The organism is Collinsella ihumii (genome assembly GCF_900046475.1).
Lineage (GTDB): Bacteria > Actinomycetota > Coriobacteriia > Coriobacteriales > Coriobacteriaceae > Collinsella > Collinsella ihumii.
In genome coordinates this window covers 380159-400089 of record NZ_FCOU01000012.1, presented here as the reverse complement: position 1 = coordinate 400089, position 19931 = coordinate 380159, and the positions used below count along the sequence as shown (strand labels likewise).

20 protein-coding genes are annotated in these 19931 nt (G+C 64.5%); 9 read left to right on the top strand and 11 right to left on the bottom strand.

Annotated elements, in window-relative coordinates; genetic code table 11:
* From BN3789_RS10890 to BN3789_RS10875, 4 genes are all read left to right on the top strand, one after another.
* Nucleotides 1-669 (top strand): 3'-5' exonuclease (locus BN3789_RS10890; RefSeq protein WP_459166427.1); only part of this gene is annotated, 669 nt, incomplete at its 5' end.
* A gap of 243 nt (nucleotides 670-912) precedes the next feature.
* Nucleotides 913-1254: an ArsR/SmtB family transcription factor gene (locus tag BN3789_RS10885; RefSeq protein ID WP_087199962.1), complete on the top strand. Its 342-nt coding sequence runs from the start codon at nucleotides 913-915 to the stop codon at nucleotides 1252-1254.
* 18 nt (nucleotides 1255-1272) lie between these two features.
* On the top strand, nucleotides 1273-1491 hold the full coding sequence (locus BN3789_RS10880) for a cation transporter (protein ID WP_066834292.1): 219 nt from the start codon (nucleotides 1273-1275) through the stop codon (nucleotides 1489-1491).
* Nucleotides 1492-1598: 107 nt separating this feature from the next.
* Nucleotides 1599-3509, top strand: a complete 1911-nt coding sequence (locus BN3789_RS10875; RefSeq protein ID WP_066834290.1) for a heavy metal translocating P-type ATPase — start codon at nucleotides 1599-1601, stop codon at nucleotides 3507-3509.
* 101 nt (nucleotides 3510-3610) lie between these two features.
* Here BN3789_RS10875 and BN3789_RS10870 read toward each other — a convergent pair whose 3' ends face one another.
* Nucleotides 3611-3967 carry a metal-dependent transcriptional regulator gene (locus BN3789_RS10870; RefSeq protein WP_066834288.1) on the bottom strand — a complete coding sequence of 119 codons (357 nt, stop codon included), beginning with the start codon at nucleotides 3965-3967 and terminating at the stop codon, nucleotides 3611-3613.
* A 151-nt stretch (nucleotides 3968-4118) separates the two neighbouring features.
* Nucleotides 4119-4547 (bottom strand): FKBP-type peptidyl-prolyl cis-trans isomerase, encoded by a 429-nt coding sequence (locus tag BN3789_RS10865; RefSeq protein ID WP_066834286.1) that lies wholly within the window; start codon nucleotides 4545-4547, stop codon nucleotides 4119-4121.
* 240 nt (nucleotides 4548-4787) lie between these two features.
* Here BN3789_RS10865 and BN3789_RS10860 point away from each other — a divergent pair, with 240 nt between their 5' ends.
* Nucleotides 4788-4973, top strand: a complete 186-nt coding sequence (locus BN3789_RS10860; RefSeq protein WP_066834284.1) for a hypothetical protein — start codon at nucleotides 4788-4790, stop codon at nucleotides 4971-4973.
* Nucleotides 4974-5356: 383 nt separating this feature from the next.
* Here BN3789_RS10860 and BN3789_RS10855 read toward each other — a convergent pair whose 3' ends face one another.
* Together BN3789_RS10855 and BN3789_RS10850 are read right to left on the bottom strand one after the other, a co-directional pair.
* A complete protein-coding gene (locus BN3789_RS10855; protein WP_202615124.1) occupies nucleotides 5357-6421 on the bottom strand; it encodes a D-alanine--D-alanine ligase family protein in 1065 nt (354 codons plus the stop codon).
* A 210-nt stretch (nucleotides 6422-6631) separates the two neighbouring features.
* Nucleotides 6632-7843 (bottom strand): hypothetical protein, encoded by a 1212-nt coding sequence (locus BN3789_RS10850; protein ID WP_066834280.1) that lies wholly within the window; start codon nucleotides 7841-7843, stop codon nucleotides 6632-6634.
* Between the two features lie 240 nt (nucleotides 7844-8083).
* Here BN3789_RS10850 and BN3789_RS10845 point away from each other — a divergent pair, with 240 nt between their 5' ends.
* From BN3789_RS10845 to BN3789_RS10835, 3 genes are read left to right on the top strand one after another with little or no spacing between them, the layout of a single operon-like run.
* Entirely contained in the window at nucleotides 8084-8380 is a 297-nt protein-coding gene (locus BN3789_RS10845; RefSeq protein WP_066834278.1) for a hypothetical protein, read from the top strand.
* Nucleotides 8373-8786: a type II toxin-antitoxin system VapC family toxin gene (locus BN3789_RS10840; protein WP_066834276.1), complete on the top strand. Its 414-nt coding sequence runs from the start codon at nucleotides 8373-8375 to the stop codon at nucleotides 8784-8786. The genes BN3789_RS10845 and BN3789_RS10840 overlap by 8 nt, the downstream gene beginning before the upstream one ends.
* A 3-nt stretch (nucleotides 8787-8789) precedes the next feature.
* On the top strand, nucleotides 8790-9533 hold the full coding sequence (locus BN3789_RS10835; protein WP_066834274.1) for a M48 family metallopeptidase: 744 nt from the start codon (nucleotides 8790-8792) through the stop codon (nucleotides 9531-9533).
* A gap of 71 nt (nucleotides 9534-9604) precedes the next feature.
* Here BN3789_RS10835 and BN3789_RS10830 read toward each other — a convergent pair whose 3' ends face one another.
* The 6 genes from BN3789_RS10830 to nrdD all read right to left on the bottom strand — a co-directional run bounded on the left by BN3789_RS10830 (nucleotide 9605) and on the right by nrdD (nucleotide 16117).
* Complete coding sequence (locus tag BN3789_RS10830) at nucleotides 9605-11179, bottom strand: RNA-binding domain-containing protein (RefSeq protein ID WP_066834272.1); 1575 nt, start codon at nucleotides 11177-11179, stop codon at nucleotides 9605-9607.
* A gap of 156 nt (nucleotides 11180-11335) precedes the next feature.
* On the bottom strand, nucleotides 11336-11830 hold the full coding sequence (gene folB / locus BN3789_RS10825) for a dihydroneopterin aldolase (protein WP_066834270.1): 495 nt from the start codon (nucleotides 11828-11830) through the stop codon (nucleotides 11336-11338).
* A 69-nt stretch (nucleotides 11831-11899) separates the two neighbouring features.
* The gene (locus BN3789_RS10820; protein WP_229254342.1) at nucleotides 11900-12424 is read right to left on the bottom strand and encodes an HD domain-containing protein; all 525 of its coding nucleotides are present in this window, start codon (nucleotides 12422-12424) and stop codon (nucleotides 11900-11902) included.
* Nucleotides 12424-12981 carry a GTP cyclohydrolase I FolE gene (folE, locus tag BN3789_RS10815; protein WP_066834268.1) on the bottom strand — a complete coding sequence of 186 codons (558 nt, stop codon included), beginning with the start codon at nucleotides 12979-12981 and terminating at the stop codon, nucleotides 12424-12426. The genes BN3789_RS10820 and folE overlap by 1 nt, the downstream gene beginning before the upstream one ends.
* 100 nt (nucleotides 12982-13081) lie before the next feature.
* Nucleotides 13082-13663: an anaerobic ribonucleoside-triphosphate reductase activating protein gene (gene nrdG, locus BN3789_RS10810; RefSeq protein WP_066834266.1), complete on the bottom strand. Its 582-nt coding sequence runs from the start codon at nucleotides 13661-13663 to the stop codon at nucleotides 13082-13084.
* 231 nt (nucleotides 13664-13894) lie between these two features.
* A complete protein-coding gene (gene nrdD, locus BN3789_RS10805; protein WP_066834264.1) occupies nucleotides 13895-16117 on the bottom strand; it encodes an anaerobic ribonucleoside-triphosphate reductase in 2223 nt (740 codons plus the stop codon).
* A gap of 842 nt (nucleotides 16118-16959) precedes the next feature.
* Here nrdD and BN3789_RS10800 point away from each other — a divergent pair.
* On the top strand, nucleotides 16960-18060 hold the full coding sequence (locus tag BN3789_RS10800) for a glycerol dehydrogenase (protein ID WP_066834262.1): 1101 nt from the start codon (nucleotides 16960-16962) through the stop codon (nucleotides 18058-18060).
* Nucleotides 18061-18269: 209 nt separating this feature from the next.
* Here the strand turns inward: BN3789_RS10800 and BN3789_RS10795 are convergent, their stop codons facing one another.
* Nucleotides 18270-19631: an IS3 family transposase gene (locus BN3789_RS10795; RefSeq protein WP_066834260.1), complete on the bottom strand. Its 1362-nt coding sequence runs from the start codon at nucleotides 19629-19631 to the stop codon at nucleotides 18270-18272.
* Between the last annotated feature and the right edge of the window lie 300 nt (nucleotides 19632-19931).

Here is a 19931-nt window from a genome sequence, read left to right as displayed (position 1 = left end):
TCTTACTACCTGGAGCCTGTCTCTTATACACATCTAGATGTGTATAAGAGACAGGGCGACGCGGTCGAATGGGTCCGCAAGCCCATCAAGGGCTGCGTGCTCGGCATCGATATCGAGACCACCGGGCGCGCGCCGGAGCGCGGCTATATCATCAACGTGGGCTGGGAGATCATGGAGCTCACGAGCGACGCGGTGCCCCACGATGCCGAGGCCCACTACTGCGGCCTGCCCGAGATGTACCGCGAGGCGGGCATCCCCTTGGCCGACATCCACCACATCACGTGGTCTGACGTCGAGGGCAAGACGCCGTTCCGCGAGGACAAGGAGCTGCACAAGACGCTCATCAAGCTCATGAAGAAGTACCCGTTCATGGCGCACAACGCGGCGTTCGAGGATTCGTGGTTCATGATGCATCTGCCCGGTTACGCCGAGCTGCGCCGCGCGGGCAAGATCCTGCCCATCGATACGCGCCAGATCTGCCGCTCCATCGACGAGGAGGTTCGCACCCTGCCGCGCGAGAGCGCGCCCGCGAGCCTGGAGAACTGGGCGCGTCGCCGCGGCACGCTTGCCGCCGACGCCGCCGAGCAGCACCTCGGCCTCGACGACACAGACCTCATGCTGCGCACCGTGCAGGCAGAGTTCAATCGCAAGTCCATGTTCAAGGCGTAAGCGAGACGTTTCATATCCGCTTGCAACGCGGGCCCTTGCCGGAATACCGTCCGGCAAGGGCTCGCGTTTTTGTGCGCGATGGGTTGAAACGAACCCGTCCCCAGCCAACCCATCATCTGGAAAAATCCCTTGACATATGAACATGCGCTCATATAATCGGAGCTGACAGAAATATGAACGTCTGTTCATATGAGAAAGGAGGCAAAAATGAGCGCGCCACAGCAACAATTGGACGGCGGAGACATGACGGCCACCGCCCATGAGCCCGCGGAGCTCGCCACGACCTGCTCGCCTGAGGACCTTCCCGACGAGGAGCTTCTGTACGACCTCGCGGACCTGTTCAAGGTGTTCTCGGACACCACGCGCATCAAGATCCTTTACGCCCTCATGGGCCGCGAGCTGTGCGTGGCCGACATCGCCGCCGCGACGGAAACGTCCCAGTCGGCCGTGTCGCACCAGCTGCGCATCCTCAAGCAGTCGCACCTCGTCAAATTCCGGCGCGACGGCCGCAACATCAACTACTCGCTCGCCGACGACCACGTGTACACCATGCTCAACCAGGGCATGAGCCATATCTGCGAATAACGACCGAAAGGAACCATCATGCGCAAGTCCTTCAAGCTCGACGAAATCGATTGCGCCAACTGCGCCCAGAAGCTCGAGGACGCCATCTCGAAGCTCGACGGCGTCGAGAAGGCGAGCGTCAACTTCATGACGCAAAAGCTCACCCTCACCGCCGCCGACGACCGGTTCGACGAGGTGCTCGACCGCGTGGTCAAGCTCACCGCCGATCTTGAACCCGACTGCGAGATCCTGCGTTAGAGGATACGAAAAAGCCGCCCGCGCGGGCAGGCGCGGGCGGCTCGAATCAACCGGCACATCTCATACCGTTGACACGGCAAGTATAGACCCATTCAGGTGATCGAACCATGAACAAGAAACAGAAGCGCTGGAGGAACCGCATCGTCCTCGCGCTCGTCATCTTCATCGTCGTGTACGCCGTCGAAGAGTTCGGCGTGCTCGGCGCCATCTTCGGAGCGCCCGGCGACCTGTACGCAAGCTTCGCGCTCTTCCTCATCCCCTACCTCATCGCCGGCTACGACGTCCTACAGAAGGCATGGCGCAACATCCGCCACGGCCAGGCGTTCGACGAGAGCTTCCTCATGACGGTGGCGACCATCGGCGCCTTTGCCATGGTGTTTTTCCCCGAGGCCGAGCCGCACATGGCGGAAGGCGCCGCGGTCATGCTGTTCTATCAGGTCGGCGAGCTGTTCCAGAGCTACGCCGTGGGCCAGAGCCGCAAGTCCATCAGCGCCATGATGGACATCGCCCCCGACTACGCCAACATCGAGCAGGACGGACAGCTCGTCGAGGTCGACCCCGATGAGGTCCAGGTCGGCGACATCATCGTCGTCAAGCCCGGCGAGCGCGTGCCGATCGACGGCGTCATCACCGAGGGCGTAAGCCAGCTCGACACCGCCGCGCTCACCGGCGAGTCCATCCCCCGCCACGTGGAGCCGGGCGCTGACGTCATCTCCGGCTGCATCAACATGACCGGCATGCTGCACATCCGCACGACCAAGCCGTTCGGAGAATCCACCGTCTCGCGCATCCTCGAGCTCGTGGAGAACGCGAGCGAGAAGAAGGCGCGGACCGAGAACTTCATCACGCGCTTCGCCCGCTGGTACACTCCGATCGTCACCGGCGCCGCCGTGCTGCTCGCCGTGATCCCGCCCCTGCTCGGCATGGGCGCCTGGTCCGATTGGATCCTGCGCGGCCTCACGTTTTTGGTGGTCTCCTGCCCCTGCGCCCTGGTGATCAGCGTGCCGCTGTCGTTTTTCGGCGGCATCGGCGGCGCTTCCAAGCTCGGCATCCTCGTCAAGGGCTCGAACTACCTGGAGCTGCTCTCCAAGGTCGATACCGTGGTGTTCGACAAGACGGGCACGCTCACGAACGGCACGTTCAACGTGGTCGCCATCCATCCCGAGACGGGCGTCGACCCCGATTACGTGCTCTCCAACGCCGCATATGCCGAGGCGTTCTCCGATCACCCCATCGCGGTGTCCGTGCGCCAGGCGTACTCCGGCGAGATCGACCAGGCGCGCATCCGCGGCGTCAAGGAGGAGTCGGGCCACGGCGTGTCCGCGCACGTTGACGAGCATGTGGTCCTGGTCGGCAACGACAAGCTCATGGCCGAGCACGGCGCCCGCTGGCACGAATGCGACCTGACCGGGACCATCCTGCACGTCACGGTCGACGGCCGCTACATCGGACACATCGTGATCGCCGACGTGGTGAAAGACGATGCCGAGCAGACCATACGCGACCTGCATGCCGCCGGCGTGACCAAGTGCGTCATGCTCACCGGAGACCGGCGCGACGTAGCCGAGGCCGTGGGCGGCAAGCTCGGGCTCGACGAGGTCCACGCCCAGCTTCTGCCCGCCGACAAGGTCAGCGCCGTCGAGCATCTGCTCGGCTTCGAGCGCGGCGACGCCAAGCTCGCGTTCGTGGGCGACGGCATCAACGACGCGCCGGTGCTCACCCGCGCGGACGTGGGCATCGCCATGGGAGCCATGGGTTCGGACGCCGCCATCGAGGCCGCCGACGTGGTCCTCATGGACGACAAGCCGTCCAAGATCGCCTGTGCCATCCGCATCGCGCGCAAGACCATGCGCATCGTGTGGCAGAACATCGTGTTCGCGCTCGCGGTGAAGATCGCGATCCTGCTGCTCGCGGCGATCGGCGTGGCGAACATGTGGCTCGCGGTGTTCGGCGACGTCGGTGTGGCGATCATCGCGATCCTGAACGCGATGCGTGCCATGCGGGTGAAGAGGGTCTAGAGCTCCGCGCTCCCGTGGATCATTTAGGGACGGGGTCGTTTCAACCCATGGCGGCGCGCTGCGCCGACGTGGGTGAAACGACCCCGTCCCTTATAGCACCACTAGGCCATATGCGCCTTGAGCTTTTGGAAGCTGTCCTCGGACAGGCAGTGCTCCATGTGGCAGGCCTCCTCGGCCGCGAGCTCCGGCTCGACGCCGGCCGCGATAAGCAGGTCGCGGAAGAAGACGTGCCGCTCCAGGATCTCGTGCGCCACCTGCGCCCCCGCCTCGGTGAGCCGGACGTCGCGCTTGACGACCTCGATGAATCCCTTGCCCTCCAACGTCGACATGGCCTTGGAGACGCTTGCCTTGGTCACCCCGAGATGCTCGGCGATGTCGATGGCGCGAACAGCTCCGCGCTCCTGCTGGAGCACCAAGATAGCCTCGAGATAATCCTCGCCCGATTCGCGCAACCGCATGTCGCAACCCCTTCGATCGCTTAGTTAGTTATAGCAAACTCATACTACCTCAAAGAGTTTGGTATGGCAAACAAATAGCCCTGCACCGGACAGCGGTGCAGGGCTTGCGGTAAAGCGGCTTGAAGCGCGGCGCGATGCGGATCGCTCGCCTCTAGTCGAGCACCTCGACGAGCTCGATCTCGAAGTTGAGGTCCTTGCCCGCCATCTCGTGGTTCGCGTCGAGCATGACGCCCTCGTCGTTCACCTCGAGCACGACCGCGGGGATCGGCTGGCCCGCGGGGCCGGACAGGTAGACGTGGTCGCCCGCATGCACCTGGTCGATGTTGGGCACCTGGTCGGCCGGAATCCTGAAGACGAGCTCCTTGCGGTGCTGGCCGTAGGCCTGGTCGGCCGGGATGTGGACGGTCTTCTTCTCGCCCACCTCCATATCCATCACCGCCGCGTCGAAACCGGCGATCATCTGATGGGCGCCGCAGGTGAACTCGATCGGCTCGCCGCGATCGTAGCTGGAATCGAACTGCGTGCCGTCGTCAAGCGTGCCGCGGTAGTGCGCGCGGACCTTCTTGCCGTCGTTGGACATGTGCATCCTCGTTTCTGTCATACCGTCTCGCCCCTTGTGGGCGCAGACATGCAGTGGTCACTATACCCCATGCGCCGCAATCATGCCGCGCGCGGCGCATTCGTGCGATCGAGCGAGATAAGCACACAAATTCGGGTACCATGGCCTAGAAAAGCTCCCGGCCCGGAGCCGGGGCAGGTCGCGCAAGCAGCCGGTCGGCACCTGCTGGCCCGGCACCCCGCCCGATGAAAGGATGAGATCATGGCAGATTCCACAGCACGCGATCGCGACGCCCTTGCGGACAGGGAGCTCGAGCAGGCGTCGGGCGGCATGAGCATCGACGAGATCAGGGACCTCACGGACTCGTACCGCAACTTCCTCGAACATGCGAACAACGCAGTTAAAACCGCGTCCGACCTGCTGAAAGACCAGGCGCAGCGCCTGTAAGCGGCCGCATGCCGGGATTTCGCGCAGTGCGGACCACGAATTGCTCAGATACCGGCATCTGAGCATCGGCACGAAACGAAAAGGGACTTTTGGGTACATGTTTTCCGGTCCGCCGAGTAGACCCTCATCAGCATAATGTATAACATACTGATTTAGATATGTTGCCATATGCAGACGGTGGGCTACTCAGTCAACCGGAAAACATGTACCCAAAAGTCCCAAATTCGTTCAGGCAGTAATTCAAGAGTATTCTATTAAATGCAATATATAAAAACAGGGGTATAATGCCGGAATTTCCGGCATTATACCCCGACCCCACCACGCCGCTGAGCGCTCCGGCCGCCTGGGCTAAACAGATAATCGACAGGCACGCGCCCTTGACGCTACCTGCGCAGCTTGGCGTCGATCAACTCGGCGAGCACCTCGCCCAGATCGTGGCCCGCAACGCGCATCATCTGCGGGAAGCGCGAGTAATAGGTCATGCCCGGCGTGGAGTTAACCTCGTTGAAGACGACCTCGCCCTCCGGCGTCACGAACAGGTCCACGCGCGCGAACCCGGAGCAACCGAGCGCCTCGTAGACCGTACGGCCCGCCTCGCGAACGCGGGCCATGACGTCGGCGGGAAGATCGGCGGGACACCGCAGCTCGGTGTTGGCGCCGGGATCCTTCTCCAGATGGATACGGAAGAAACCGTCCCCGGTGATGACGATCTCGTCGACCTCGCCCATCGTGATGCCGTGGATGGAGTCGCCCATGACGGCGCACCCCACCTCGACGCCCGTGATGGCCTCCTCGACGGCGACCTTCTCGTCGAGCGCGAACGCGGCATCGAGCGCGGCGCGGTAGGCCGCCTCATCGGAGGCCTTGGAGACGCCGATGGACGAGCCCCCGCGGGCGGGCTTCACGAACACGGGGTAGCCGCCGCACTTCTCGACGACGGCGTGGCACGCCTCGTCGGAGGCGCCGCGGTAGAGCACTTCGCACTTGGGCGAGCGAACGCCGGCGGCTGCCGCCAGACGGTGGGACGCGTCCTTGTCCATGCATACCGCGGAGGCGAGCACGCCGCAGCCGACGTACGGCACGCCGCATGCCTCGAGCGTGCCCTGCACCGTGCCGTCCTCGCCGCCCTGGCCATGGAGCACGGGCAGCGCCACATCGACCGGCAGCTCCACGAACTCGCCTTCGACAAGCTCCATGAAGCCGCCGCGTGCGTCCTCGCTGCAGCCGGGGATGAGCACCACGGGGTTCACGTCGTGGTCCTCCCATGCGCCGGACACGATATCCGCGACATCGCCCGAATAGTGGAACCACGCGCCGTCGCGGTCGATGCCGATGAGAACCGGCTCGAAGCGGTCGCGCGGCAGCTGCGCGATGACGTTGTCGGCGGATTTGAGCGAGATATCGTGCTCGGTGGAGATACCACCGAAGAGAATGGCAACCTTGATCATGGCCATCTGTCCTTTCCGATCGGGCGACGAGGTGCCGCGCGTGCAAGGGGCACCCATTATAGCGACGCGACCCCGCATGCCCTCTCGCCACCGCGGGCGCCCAAGCGCCTGACCACGGCAAACCGCCCCGGCATCACGGAGAATTCACGTCGGCGCATACAGGCGAACCGCATGCGCCGCGAGCCCGCATCCCTGGAGGCATCCGCTCGCCTATGCGGTTTTGCGCTCGAGCCTCATCGCGTGCATCTGGCGCTTGCGCAAGTCGCGATCCCCATAGCGCGCCAGCACCTCGCGGGCAAGCGCATCAAGGGCGTTCTGATCCATCGCATCGGACAGCCTCGCGTCCTGCTCGGCGATGATACGGACAAGCTCACGCGCGTCAGCCGTAAGCGACCGCACGAGCAGGTTGTCGCAGAACGCCTCCATGTCGGCGGCGCAGCTTGCCGGATCGACGTACACCATCACCTCGAACGTCGCATCGAAGGGGTAACGGCCGACACACCGATTGAAATAAAAAGCATGGTCGGCAAGCTGCTGAAGATCTCCGGCCAGCTTTCTCACGTTGACTTTGTCGCCCTGACAATACGTCGCCTCGAGTGCACCGCTCGCGCCCCATTCGATGGAGGCATCTCGGCTCTTGACCTCAAACACATAGGCCGCACGACGCGTCAACAGCACCATATCGAGTTGCGAGAAGTACGATCCGCGCTCACTGGGATTGGATCCTTCGTTTTTGCGCACGAAGACGTTTGGGACGAGGCGCGCCCCCTCGAGACGCGCCTCAGCGCGCATGGCAGCGACCACCTGCTCGAACGCCTTGATTTCACCGACAAGACCGCGACACATTGAGTATCCGTGGCGGTAATCGAACGTGAACGCGCCGGTCATATCGTAGCAGCACCGCATGCAGTATCCGCCCCGCTCCGCGTAGATACGAAGCGGCGTCCGCGTCAGCAGATGGTATTCGGACATCAGATAGCGAGAGGAAGCGAGCTTGTCGAGACCGACCATACGGCTCGAGATATCGGAAATGGGTTCGAGCAGCTCCGCCTTCAGCTGTTCGCGCCGTCGCTGCCGCACCCGAGCGAGCAGCTTCCCCACAAGTGGTACGTGCCAGATCCGTTTTCGATCGAACTCGTTGAGGGCCCTGCCGCGCGCGGCTTGCAGCTGCTCCACCTCACGCTGGAGCTCGATCATGTGTGCCGCCTCACGATCATAGGCATCGGCCGTGCAGGGTGCGCAGCACACCGGACAACGGGCATGAGATTCACGGCACGGATCGAACGGCTCCAGCGCCGAGAGCGGAAACGCCGCGTGGCACGTCGGACAGACGACGACGGAATCTTCCGCCTCGAGGTAAGCCGGTACGATCGGGGTGCCGCGGTTGTTCTTCTTCCGCAAGTTCTGATGCTTCTTGTTCATGGCTTGCCTTTCAATCGGACCGATAATTGGCTACGAAGCCCAGACTAACCCCTCGCGTAGACATGAAGCTCTCATGGGCTGCTCGGATACGACAAAACAGGCGAACACGGGCGGCATATAGCGGACACGCATGACGAGATCACCCGTTGTGCGACGAAACCACCCGATACCTTTACCATGTCGATCATTATGTCTATCTACAGAAGATAATCTATAATAGATATACGAAAAGGAGGATCGATGGCAACTTCAACGGTTTCAGCAAGCATCAATACGGAGACCAAAACCATCGTGTCGCATCACCTCGCCCAGGCGGGCACGACTGCCAACGAGGTTATCCGCTCGCTCTGGAACTACATCGCAGCGACAGGCAAAATCCCCCGGTTTGACGCAGCGCCCGAGCAGGAATCGGAAACCGGGGACTCTCAGACGTTCCAGCATCTCATGGAACTTCGCTCCCGCACGCCGCACGGTACGCCGCTTGCGCACATGACAGCCGCCGACATCAAACGAGAGCTGATGATGCGGGATGTATAGATTGCTGCTCGACACGAACGTATTGCTTGACTTCATGGTTCCTGAGCGCCCGGAATCGAATGCCGCAGTGGAGGTTATACGCCGCTGTGCAAACGGGACCGATACCGGCTGCGTATGCGCAGGATCTCTCAAGGATGCTTACTACGTGGCATGCAAATACCTTGGCGAGCAAGCAGCGCGGGATTTTGTTCGGGCGTTTCTCGATGCGCTCAACGTTATTGCACTTGATGAGGCAACATGCAGAATCGCCGCCAGCTCTGATGAGCCAGATTTCGAAGATGCGATTATCCGCGCTACCGCCGAGAACATGCGCGCCAACCTGATCCTCACGCGTGACGAGCGGGCCTACGAGCGCAGCACCGTGCGGGCCATCACGCCGCAGCGGTTCGTCGACCTGTTCTGCTGAACCATGGCACGAGAAAAGCCCTTCCCCGCCACGTTCTCGCTGCACGTCGATGCCGACGGGGCACGCATCCCCGTGACCGTCACGCGCAAGCGCGTGCGCAACCTCAACCTGCGCGTGCGCGGAGACGGCTCCGTCGTGATGAGCATCCCCGTTCGCACGAGCGCGGACACGGCGCAGGAATTCTTGGACCGCAAGGCTGCCTGGATCGCCGAGCGCGTGAAACGCAGGCAACTGGCTGGCGAAGACCGACGCGAGGCGCGCGACCTCCAGAACGTGCCGCTGTGGGGATCGATCGTCCCCCTCGCCGACGCACTGAAGCGGGCGGGCATGCGCTTCGGCGCGGCTGCGCGACCCGCGACGTTCGGCACTACCCCCGCGCGTGACGAAGACGAGCTCGCCGATCTCACGCCCGAAGCGTACAATCGCCTGGTCGACGAGCTGCACCACCGCGAGCTCGCCCGCGCACTGCCCGAGGTGGCCGAGCGCGTCGAGGCCGTCATGGGCGTGCATGCGAGCAGCTGGAGCATCCGGACCATGAAGACCCGCTGGGGCTCGTGCACGCCGAAAACCGGCGCCATCCGCATCAATGCGCGTCTGGCGGCCTACCCCCCAACCTGCCTGGAGATGGTCGTCACCCACGAGCTCGTGCACCTCATGGAGCCAAGCCACAACGCCCGCTTCCACATGCTGCTCGACACCTATTGCCCAAAGAACCGTGAGGCCTCGGCGCTGTTGCGCCGTTCGTGAACTATAGAAGAGACAACCTCTCGAGGCCTACCGACAATACGTAGCTTGTCATCGAGGGAGATCGCGACGGACTACCCAAGAGCCTCGTTTTGCCGAAGCTCGTCTGAAGCCCGATAACGGGTTGCCCGCGCACGCCCCGTCTTAATCAGCGCACCGGAGGTAACCATGCCGTTGATGACCTTGAGCGCTGTATCGCGTCCGACGTCAAGCGCCCGCTGAGCCTCCTCGCGCGAGAAATCGCCTCGTTCGAGTGCGAAGGATATCATGAACCGCTCGAGACGACGCGAGCCCGTATCCGCAGGGCTGTCCCCGATGCGTTCCATATGCGTGACCCGAACGCCCGCCGGGGCGCCGGCGACCTCCCGTCCGTCCGCATCCGCCGCGTGAGCTCCCTCTTGTGCACGATCGAGCGCGCACCTCTCCGCACGCGCCCGGTCATATGCCGCCTTCACGCGCACGGGCATCGCCCCCATCTCATCGAGTTCGTCGAAAGCCTCCTGGCCCCCGCGAAGATCAGGGCCGTTGTTCGCCGTCAGGCTCATGTGCGGGTTGCGCGTCGTGTTGACGTTCGGCAGCACGAGTGTGAAGAAGGAGCCCTCGGCCTCGATGCGCGCTGCAAGCCCCTCGCGTTCATACAGCTTCCAGATCTTGGGAAGGCCGGACCCGTACGCCTCGACTTCTCCCAAACGGCCGAATAGCGCCAGCAGCCGGGGGTTTCGCGGCGAGGACTCCCGCGTGATGGCCTGCTGCGCGGTGATGCCGAACAGGCCTCCGAACGAGGTGAACGAAAGCTCCGTACGGTACATCTTCACCAGCGTGGGCACGCAGAGGCTCTCATCGTAATCGCGGTGGATGATGGCGTTGAGCAGGCCCTCGCGCAGCGCGTCATCAGGATAGTCGCGCTGATCGATCCTCGTGTTCGACGGGAAATACGACCTGAGGTTGTTCGCGAGGCGCAAAAAGCCGAGCACCCGCTCGTACTGGCCGAGGATCGAGCCCTCGCACTCGATGCGGTTCAGAAACTCGGTGCCGGCGTCGTCGTTGAAGACGGCGCACTTCAGGGTGAAGGGGTTCTGGTCGGAGATGAGCAGGGCGAGATTCGAATAGAACCCGTCGCGGGCGAGCATGCCGAGCGCCCGAAAGCGCTCCGGGGAGAACTCGACGCCGTGCTCCCGGAAGACGCGCCCGGCCTCGTCGAAGGTGAGATCCTGCACCCTCGCGTGGCGCGTCTCGAAATAGTCATCGTCGGCTTCGCGGATCATGCGCCGGATGTCCCGACGGCCCATGGGCACGGTCGCAGGCCCCAGGCGGGTGAACACGCCGGCCGGGACCAGGCCCTTCGAAGCCAGATAGTAGGGCTTCTTATCACCCGCCTCGACGGACACGAGCACGGTGTTTTTGCCCTCGAGCTTAACGGGCTCGATATGCACGAGGCGCACGAGCGGTGGGCAGATGGCATCATGCACGAGGTTCGAGACCTTGAGCATCTCACCGTCGATATCGTCGACGCCGATCACCCGGCCAAAATCGTCGATACCGATATAGATGTCCCCGCCGGTTCCGTTTGCAAATGCGATGATCGTCTTGACGATACGTTCGGTAGCTGTGCGTTTGAACTCGATGCGTTCCGTTTCCCGGTACTCCATCGCCCGCCTCCTCTCGTCGATATATCGACGATAGTACCACGGCGTGCGGACATCGCTATCTCTGAACGACGAAACGACCTTCGGCTCGTGCCGGCGCGGTACATCGAGGCAGGGTCTTCGTACCGGGTCGCCGGACACGGGTCGAAGGCTTGGCCGCTACCTCGTGCGGACGATCTCCACCGCGACGGTGCGCAGCGGCAGGCCGATCGGGGCCCAGGGCTTCTCCAGGCGCACGCGGACGCCCACGAGCGCGTCGTGGCGGGCGAGCAGGCGATCGGCCACGCCCTCCGCCGCGGCCTCGATTAGCTTGAACGTATGGTCGCGCAGGAAATCGTCGACCTCGTGGCACACCTTGCCGTAATCGATCGACGCGCGCAGGTCATCGGTGCGCCCCGCCTCGCGCAGGCTCGTGTAGAGCGTGAGCGAGACGATGAACTTCTGGCCGAGCGCACGCTCCTCGGAATACACGCCGTGGTTGGCGAAGACCTCCAGGCCGTCGATCTGGATCTTATCGGCTCCGGACAGGTCGGCCGGCGTCCAGCGGGCTATGGCCGTCCTCGTGGCGGGCAGCCCGGCCTCGCGCCGTGCGAGCTCGGCGCCCTCGGTCGGCGTGGCGTTTTCCGGCAGATGCTTTTGATGCTTCTTGCCCATGGCAATCTCCCCTTTCGTCCCCGCCCCGCATGCGAGGAGGTCAAAAGGCGCCCGGCCCTTTTGCTCCCGTCAGATGCGGACGGCGAGGTTCTGCTGTTCTGTCGGCCAGTTGCATTCGGGACGTGCGGGGCAGGCGAAGCAGGGGCGCGACAGCTTGTCGGCCCGATACAGCAGGCTGCCGAGCGGCGAGGCGGTCGCATCGGATACGCGGTGCGCGCCGATGGCGTCTGCGATGAGGTCCTGCTCCGCAGGCGAGAATGCACGGTCGCCATCTACCGTACCCATTATTTCGCGCGCGATGCGCACCCCGGCGACATCGTGCGGCTCGCCCGTCTCGTACTGCGCTGCACGACCGATATCGTGCAAAAGCGCCGTGACGTAGACGACGTCGCGCGGCAGGTCCGCGCCCTCCTCCAACACGCCGATCCACATGATGCGCGCCACGTCCAGCAGGTGCGCGAGGTCATGGCGGCAGAAGGCGCGCGTGCGCTCGAGCTCCTGTATGCGAGCGAGATGTTCCTGAAAGACCGGGTGGCGCCAGACGGCATCCGCCCGGGGCATGGCCGCGCAGGCGACCGTTCCGCAGCGCCCCACTAGCGCCCCAGCATGCGGAAGAACTGCTCCTCGAGCGACGGGTCCTCCGCGAACGCGCCGCGGCGGGCGCAGGTGACCGTACTGGTGCCCGGCTTCTTAACGCCGCGCATGGTCATGCACATGTGCTCCGCCTCGATGAGCACGATGGCGCCGCGGCATCCGAGGTCCTCCATGAGGGCGTCGGCGATCTGGGCGCACAGGCGCTCCTGCAGCTGCAGGCGGCGCGCGAAGACCTCGACGGTGCGCGCGAGCTTGGAGAGGCCCGCCACCCGCCCGTCGGGAATGTAGCCGATGGCGACCTTCCCGTAAAACGGCAGCAGATGGTGCTCGCACAGGGAGTAGAACGTGATGTCGCGCTCGATCACCATGTCGTCCGCCTCGACCGCGAACGTTTTGGCCAGATGCGTCGCAGGATCCTGGTCCATGCCGCCCGCGAGCTCGGAGTACATGCGCGCCACGCGGTCGGGCGTCTCGATGAGCCCCTCGCGCGTCGGGTCCTCGCCGATACCCTCGAGCAGCAGGCTGATCGCCTGGCGCACCTTTTCCTGATCGACCATGAACATCCCTTCGAACGCATGCCGCTGACTGCGTTATCGTACCACCACAACGCCCGCCGCCGGACCCGCCATTGTGGACGGGCCCGACGGCGGGTCGCGCCTACATCGTGTGCGTGCTGTAGACCTCTTCGTCCTGCCAGAGGCGCACGGCCTCGGACAGCGGCACGCCCTGCTCGGATGCGGCCTCGCGCGTGGCGTTGAGGTCGATCACCCGCTGGTTGGACGACCCGTGGAACCGCAGCGTGATGTCGTAGAGCTCCTGCACCCACGGCCCGTCGACCAGGATGTCGATGCAGGCGAGCAGCCGCTCGGTCACCTCGGTGCGATGGCGGCCGCCCTCCATGAGTTCGTCGAGCGTGTCGCCCGTGAAGCACCAGATGGTCTTGCCGCAGCCGCGCGGATACGTCGCGCGGACGCGCTCGACGAACTCGACGAGCCCCGCCTGGTTCTCGGGCTCCATGGGCTCGCCGCCCAGGATCGTGAGCCCGTCGACGTAGCTGGGCGCCAGGCTCTCGATGATCTCATCCTCCACCGCGCGCGTGAACGGCTCGCCCGCCTCGAAGCTCCATGCGCCGGAGTTGAAGCACCCCGGGCAGCCGCGCCTGCATCCGGAGACGAACAGCGTCGTGCGCACGCCCTCCCCGTTGGCGATATCGAAGTTCTTGATCTCGGCGTAGTTCACGCGTGCTCCACTTCTCACCGTGCCAGCAACGATCCATCATGCAATGTCGACAGCAGCCCTCTAGGCCCTCTAGGTAGAGTACTCAGTCAGCGAGCGGGCATCTGACGAGGCGAGGTGACCCGAACGAGGAGGGCATAGGCCTTAAGGCCATGCCCGACAAGTGAGGGACAGGTCGCCCGTCAGATGCCCGCGCAGCGTCGAGCAGTTCCGCGGTTCGGTAGAACCGCGGAACTACAGGTGCAGCACGCGGTCGCGGATCTCCTCGGTGCGGCCCTGGTTCCAGAACTGCGTGCCGATGTAGCCGCAGGTGCGGCGCGCCACGTTGAGCTTCTCCTGGTCGCGGTTGCCGCAGTTGGGGCACTCCCACACCAGCTTGCCGTCGTCCTCCACGATCTTGATCTCGCCGTCGTAGCCGCACACCTGGCAGTAGTCGCTCTTGGTGTTGAGCTCCGCGTACATGATGTTGTCGTAGATGTACTGCATCACGCGGATGACGGCCTTGAGGTTGTCCTGCATGTTGGGCACCTCGACATAGGAGATGGCGCCGCCGGGCGACAGCTGCTGGAACTCGCTTTCGAACTTCAGCTTGTCGAACGCGTCGATCTCCTCGGAAACGTGCACGTGGTAGGAGTTCGTGATGTAGCCCTTGTCCGTCACGCCCGGGATGATGCCGAAGCGGCGCTGCAGGCACTTGGCGAACTTGTAGGTCGTCGACTCGAGCGGGGTGCCGTACAGCGAGAAGTCGATGTCGGACGCCGCCTTCCATTCGGCGCACTTGTCGTTCATGTGCTGCATGACCTTGAGGGCGAAGTCCTTGCCGCGCTCGTCGGTGTGGGAGGCACCGGTCATGAACCTCACGCACTCGTACAGGCCCGCATAGCCCAGGCTGATCGTGGAGTAGCCGCCGTAGAGCAGCTTGTCGATGGTCTCGCCCTTGTCCAGGCGCGCGAGCGCGCCATACTGCCACAGGATCGGCGCCGCGTCGGACAGCGTGCCCTTCAGACGCTCATGACGGCACATGAGGGCCTTGTGGCAAAGCTCCAGGCGCTCGTCGAAGATCTCCCAGAACTTGTCCGCGTCGCCGTGGGACGACAGCGCGACGTCGGGCAGGTTGATGGTCACGACGCCCTGGTTGAAGCGGCCGTAGTACTTGGGCTTGCCCGGCTCGTAGTTCTTGGCGCGCGCCACGTTGTCAAACCCGTTGCCGGAGCGGTCGGGCGTCAGGAAGCTGCGGCAGCCCATGCAGGTGTAGCAGTCGCCGTTGCCCTCGGTCTCCCCCTTCGACAACTTGTACTTGCGCATCATCTTCTCGGAGATGTAGTCGGGCACCATGCGCTTGGCGGTGCACTTGGCGGCGAGCTGCGTCAGGTAGAAGTACGGGGAGTCCTCGTGGATGTTGTCCTCCTCAAGCACGTAGATGAGCTTGGGGAACGCGGGCGTGATCCACACGCCGGCCTCGTTCTTCACGCCCTCGTAGCGCTGGCGTAGGGTCTCCTCGATGATCATGGCCAGATCGTGCTTCTCGGCGGGCGTGCGCGCCTCGTTGAGGTACATGAACACCGTGACGAACGGCGCCTGGCCGTTGGTGGTCATAAGGGTCACGACCTGGTACTGGATGGTCTGCACGCCGCGGCGGATCTCGTCGCGCAGGCGGTCTTCGACCACGGAGGCGATCTTGTCCTCGGAGGCGTCCACGCCGAGCTCCTCGAGCTCGCGCAGCACCTGGCCGCGGATCTTCTGGCGGCTCACGTCCACGAACGGCGCCAGGTGCGTCAGCGAGATGGACTGGCCGCCGTACTGGCACGAGGCCACCTGGGCGATGATCTGCGTGGCGATGTTGCAAGCGGTCGAGAAGCTGTGCGGGCGCTCGATGAGCGTGCCGGAGATGACCGTGCCGTTCTGCAGCATGTCGTCGAGATTCACCAGGTCGCAGTTGTGCATGTGCTGCGCGAAGTAGTCGGAATCGTGGAAGTGGATGAGGCCCTCGTTGTGGGCGTCGACCACGTCGGAGGGCAGCAGCACGCGCTGGGTCAGGTCCTTGGAGACTTCGCCGGCCATGTAGTCGCGCTGCACGGAGTTCACGGTCGGGTTCTTGTTGGAGTTCTCCTGCTTGACCTCTTCGTTGTTGCACTCGATGAGCGACAAGATCTTGTCGTCGGTGGTGTTCTTCTGGCGCTTCAGGCTCTGCACGTAGCGGTAGATGATGTAGTGGCGGGCGACCTCGTAGTGGTCGAGCGCCATGATCTCGTCCTCGACGAGATCCTGGATCTCCTCGACCGACACGGTATGGCCAGCGTTCTCGCATGCCTCCGCCACGTTCTGGGACGCGAAGACGATCTCGCGCTCCGTCATGCGCTCGCGCTCTTTCACCTCGCGGTTGGCGCCGCGGATCGCGTTCGAGATCTTCTCGATGTCGAATGCGACCTCGGTACCGTTGCGCTTGATGATTTTCATATCGATGCCCTTCGATAGTCATGTTCGTGCCCGGAGAGCGCCGACCGGCCCTTTCGCACCCGACGGCGCGAATCCGATTGCCCGGCTCTTCTCCAGCACCGCCCGCCATCCGCCTCGCAAAACGGTGCCGCCGAGTCTGGGACACCCCGGCGAGGCGGGAGGCAAGCAGTGCCGGATACCAACTATACGTCATCCATCCTTACAACATACGGGGGAACTTCTGGGCACCCCCTACTATATATTGTGTTTTGGCAGGTCAGCCGCAATGTGCTTTTTTCGAGTCATTTAACTATTGCTGAAGGGACGGGAGGGTCCGAAAATGCGCCTGAGCGCGTGAGCTGCGGTTGTCCTTTTTGGCGTGGGGCGCCGGCCCAACGAAGAATCCACAACGCGTTCGATGTCGAACACGAGAATGGCGCAAGTTGGGGTCTTGACCTAGATGTTGGGCGGGAGCCCCGCGCGGGGGGCGGCGCGGGGCGCTGGGCGCGTGGCGCGGGGCGGGTCGCGTGCCCGACCGGACCCTCTCGGAGGAGTGAATACGAGTTTGTCATTGTTTTTCGGTGCCATCTCGCCACACGAGCCGCACCCGTTTGCATTTCCGCAGGATTCAACTGGGGAAATGCCGGAGGGTGCAGCGCGTGTGCAGAAAGGGCGCTTAAAAACAATGACAAACTCAACCTATGACCCTTATGGGTTTTATTTTGAGCAGATTTTTATGCAGTATGGGGGCAGGAATATACAATCCCGCCTCCACGGGCGTCTCAGGCTCGCCAAGCGAACGCCTTGATCGGTGTTTCCCTACAATAGGTGGCATCAACCTCTCAAGGATAAGGGGAGCATCCATGACTCGCATCTATACCAGCCCCGGCAAGTACATCCAAGGACCCGACGCCCTGTGCGAACTCGGCGCGCATGCGGCCCCGCTCGGATCCAAGCTGCTCGCCATCGCCACGGCGACCGGCATCGAGCGCCTGGGCGCCAAGATCGAGTGCGGCTTTGCCGACGTCGACGCCGAGATCGTCTTCGAGCGGTTCGAAGGCGAATGCACCGGGCGCGAGATCGAGCGGCTCTGCGCGGTCGCGCGCGAGGCAGGCTGCGACGTCGTGGCGGGCATCGGCGGCGGCAAGGTGCTCGATACCGCCAAGGCGGTCGCCTACTATCTCGGCGCGCCGGTCGTCGTCTGCCCGACCGCCGCGTCCTCCGATGCACCGTGCAGCGCGCTGTCGGTCATCTACTCCGATACGGTCGCGCTCGACCGCTACCTGTACCTGCCGGCGAACCCCGACGTCGTGCTCATGGACACGACGGTGATCGCCGGCGCGCCCGTGCGCCTCATCGTCGCGGGCATGGGGGACGCGCTCGCCACGTACTTCGAGGCGAAGGCCTGCGTCGACTCCGATGCCGACACCTGCGCGGGCGGCAAGGCGACGGGCACCGCGCTCGCCTGCGCCCGCCTGTGCTTCGACACCCTGATGGAGGACGGCGTGAAGGCCAAGGTCGCGCTCGAGGCGGGCTGCTGCACGCCGGCTGTCGAGCGCATCATCGAGGCGAACACCCTGCTTTCGGGCATCGGATTCGAGGGCTGCGGCCTGGCAGCGGCGCACGCCGTCAGCAACAGCATGGGCCTGCTGCCGGAGACCGGCCACGCGATGCACGGCGAGAAGGTCGCCTTCGGCACGCTCGTGCAGCTCGTGCTGGAAAACGCCCCGACCGAGCTGCTCGAACGCGTGCTCGGCTTCTGCCTCGAGGTCGGCCTGCCCGTGACGCTCGAGGACCTGGGCGTCGAGGACATCTCCCGCGATCGCATCATGGCGGTCGCCGAGAGCGCGTGCGCGCCGACCGAGACCATGGGGAACCTTCCCGTCGCCGTCACCCCGGACATGGTGTGCGACGCGATCCTCGCAGCAGACGCCTTCGGCCGTTACTACTCCTTGGACAGCTAAGAATGCAAATCGGGGGACGTACCTTGCGCGTGCACTTTTGCAAATTTGGGGACGTACCTTCCGCGTGCACAAGCGCGTGCAGAAGGGGCGTCCCCGATGCGCGCTGGGCGCTTTTTCATGAATGCAGGGGACCCGAATCGACGTTTCCGCAGGTAGGCGAAAAAGAGGGGGTGCGGCAGGAATCCTGGAGCGCCGGGGCAAACATCGGGCTAGGCCGCGAGGCCCAGCGACTCCCGGTACCGCTTCGGGCTCATCCAGCCCAGGGACTCCTTGATGCGGACCTCGTTATAGTACCTCAGCCACGCGTCCAACCTCCGCATGAACTCCTCCGCGCCCACGCCCCGCCAGTCACGGCCGTGGAAGAACTCGTTCTTGAGCCTGCCGAAGAAGCCCTCGCAGGCCGCGTTGTCCGGGCTGCAGCCCTTCCTCGACATCGACCTGGTCAGCCCGCGCTCCTCGCAGATCGAGATCCAGCCGGGCCACCGGTAGTGCCCGCCCCGGTCGCTGTGGACCACGGGCGCCTCGCCGTCGGCGAGCCCCTCGCACGCGCGCTCCAGGCTGGAGTTCGCCAGCTCGGCGTTCGGGGAGGTGCCGATGGACCAGGACGCCAGCATCCCGTCGAAGCAGTCGACGACGGGCGAGAGGTACACCTTCGGCTCGCCCGCGTCCGGCAGCGCGAACTCGGTGATGTCGGTCAGCCAGAGCCTGTTGGGGGCCTCGGCGCGGAACGACCTCTCCACGAGGTTGGGCGGGGCCTCGGAGACCTCCCCCGCGTAGGAGCTCCACCTCTTCGGCCGCCTCAGGTACACGACGACGCAGCCCTCCTCGGCCATGAGCTCGCGCACCTTGCGCTCCCCGCAGGCTATCCCGCGCTCCGCGAGGCGCCGGTGGACGTAGCGGTAGCCGCGCGAGCGCCCGGCGCCCTCGAACTCCTCGACGACCGCCGCGCGCGCCTCGGCCCACTTGTCGGGCGCGCCGCCCGCGATCGGGGGCCCGTCGCCGTAGCTGGGCGCGGCGATGCCGAGCCTAGAGGCCAAACAGCTCAGAGAATACGTCCCCCTCATCGCGTCGATCACCTGGGCCTTCTCCCTGTTCGAGAGGCGCGTCGGGTCGACGCAGGGGTCTTTTTTTACGAGCTCGACCACCTGCCGCATGAGGTCGTTCTCGAGCTGGAGCTCGAGGACCATCCGCTTGAGCTCCCCCGCGTCGTCGGGCAGCGCGCCCGCGTCCGCGCGCGGCCCCGGCGCGACCACGTCCCCCTTGGCCATGAGTGCCCCGATCCCTCCCTCTGCATAGGCGTCCCGCCAGCGCAGGACCGCCGAGGCGGAGGCCCCGACGTCGGCGGCGACGGCGGCGCAGCTCTCCCCGGACAGGACGCGCCTGGCGGCCGCCGCCTTCTCCTGCGCGGGGTATCTTACCGCACGCGGACGGGTGCAGGCGCCGTCCCGGCGGGCGATCCAGCCGTAGAGGCAGCGCTCGCTGGGGTAGCCGAGCTCGGCGACCACGGCGGGGACGCTCCCGAGCCTGTCGTAGAGCCCGAGCGCCGCCTCCCTCTCCTCGGGTGTGAACATCGCAGTTCCTTCCCGCCCCGGCGCTCCAGGATTCCTGCCGCACCCCCAGAGCATCGCACTTTTTCATGAAGAACGCGCCCGCTGGACGGCCTGCGCGGCAACCGTACCGGATGCGGTGCATACCGAAGGGGTGTCCCCGATTTGCAAAAATGCACGCGGAAGGTACGTCCCCGAATTTGCACGCCCCCGGGAAGGGTTCGGCTGGCATCTCGCCCCGCGAAGCTCTACAATTTGCTATTTGTTATACGACCCCGCCCGACCGGCGGGGTCGTCTCATATGGACGATGGAAGGGGTCGGCA

Bases quoted from the DNA above. Each gene is read 5' to 3' on its own strand.
- BN3789_RS10835 (WP_066834274.1), top strand. From the start codon at position 8,790: ATGGCACGAGAAAAGCCCTTCCCCGCCACGTTCTCGCTGCACGTCGAT.
- BN3789_RS10795 (WP_066834260.1), bottom strand. From the start codon at position 19,631: ATGTTCACACCCGAGGAGAGGGAGGCGGCGCTCGGGCTCTACGACAGG.
- BN3789_RS10855 (WP_202615124.1), bottom strand. From the start codon at position 6,421: ATGATCAAGGTTGCCATTCTCTTCGGTGGTATCTCCACCGAGCACGAT.
- BN3789_RS10880 (WP_066834292.1), top strand. From the start codon at position 1,273: ATGCGCAAGTCCTTCAAGCTCGACGAAATCGATTGCGCCAACTGCGCC.
- BN3789_RS10845 (WP_066834278.1), top strand. From the start codon at position 8,084: ATGGCAACTTCAACGGTTTCAGCAAGCATCAATACGGAGACCAAAACC.
- BN3789_RS10860 (WP_066834284.1), top strand. From the start codon at position 4,788: ATGGCAGATTCCACAGCACGCGATCGCGACGCCCTTGCGGACAGGGAG.
- nrdD (WP_066834264.1), bottom strand. From the start codon at position 16,117: ATGAAAATCATCAAGCGCAACGGTACCGAGGTCGCATTCGACATCGAG.
- BN3789_RS10840 (WP_066834276.1), top strand. From the start codon at position 8,373: ATGTATAGATTGCTGCTCGACACGAACGTATTGCTTGACTTCATGGTT.
- BN3789_RS10865 (WP_066834286.1), bottom strand. From the start codon at position 4,547: ATGTCCAACGACGGCAAGAAGGTCCGCGCGCACTACCGCGGCACGCTT.
- BN3789_RS10885 (WP_087199962.1), top strand. From the start codon at position 913: ATGACGGCCACCGCCCATGAGCCCGCGGAGCTCGCCACGACCTGCTCG.
- BN3789_RS10830 (WP_066834272.1), bottom strand. From the start codon at position 11,179: ATGGAGTACCGGGAAACGGAACGCATCGAGTTCAAACGCACAGCTACC.
- BN3789_RS10870 (WP_066834288.1), bottom strand. From the start codon at position 3,967: ATGCGGTTGCGCGAATCGGGCGAGGATTATCTCGAGGCTATCTTGGTG.
- folB (WP_066834270.1), bottom strand. From the start codon at position 11,830: ATGGGCAAGAAGCATCAAAAGCATCTGCCGGAAAACGCCACGCCGACC.
- folE (WP_066834268.1), bottom strand. From the start codon at position 12,981: ATGGTCGATCAGGAAAAGGTGCGCCAGGCGATCAGCCTGCTGCTCGAG.
- BN3789_RS10850 (WP_066834280.1), bottom strand. From the start codon at position 7,843: ATGAACAAGAAGCATCAGAACTTGCGGAAGAAGAACAACCGCGGCACC.
- BN3789_RS10800 (WP_066834262.1), top strand. From the start codon at position 16,960: ATGACTCGCATCTATACCAGCCCCGGCAAGTACATCCAAGGACCCGAC.
- BN3789_RS10875 (WP_066834290.1), top strand. From the start codon at position 1,599: ATGAACAAGAAACAGAAGCGCTGGAGGAACCGCATCGTCCTCGCGCTC.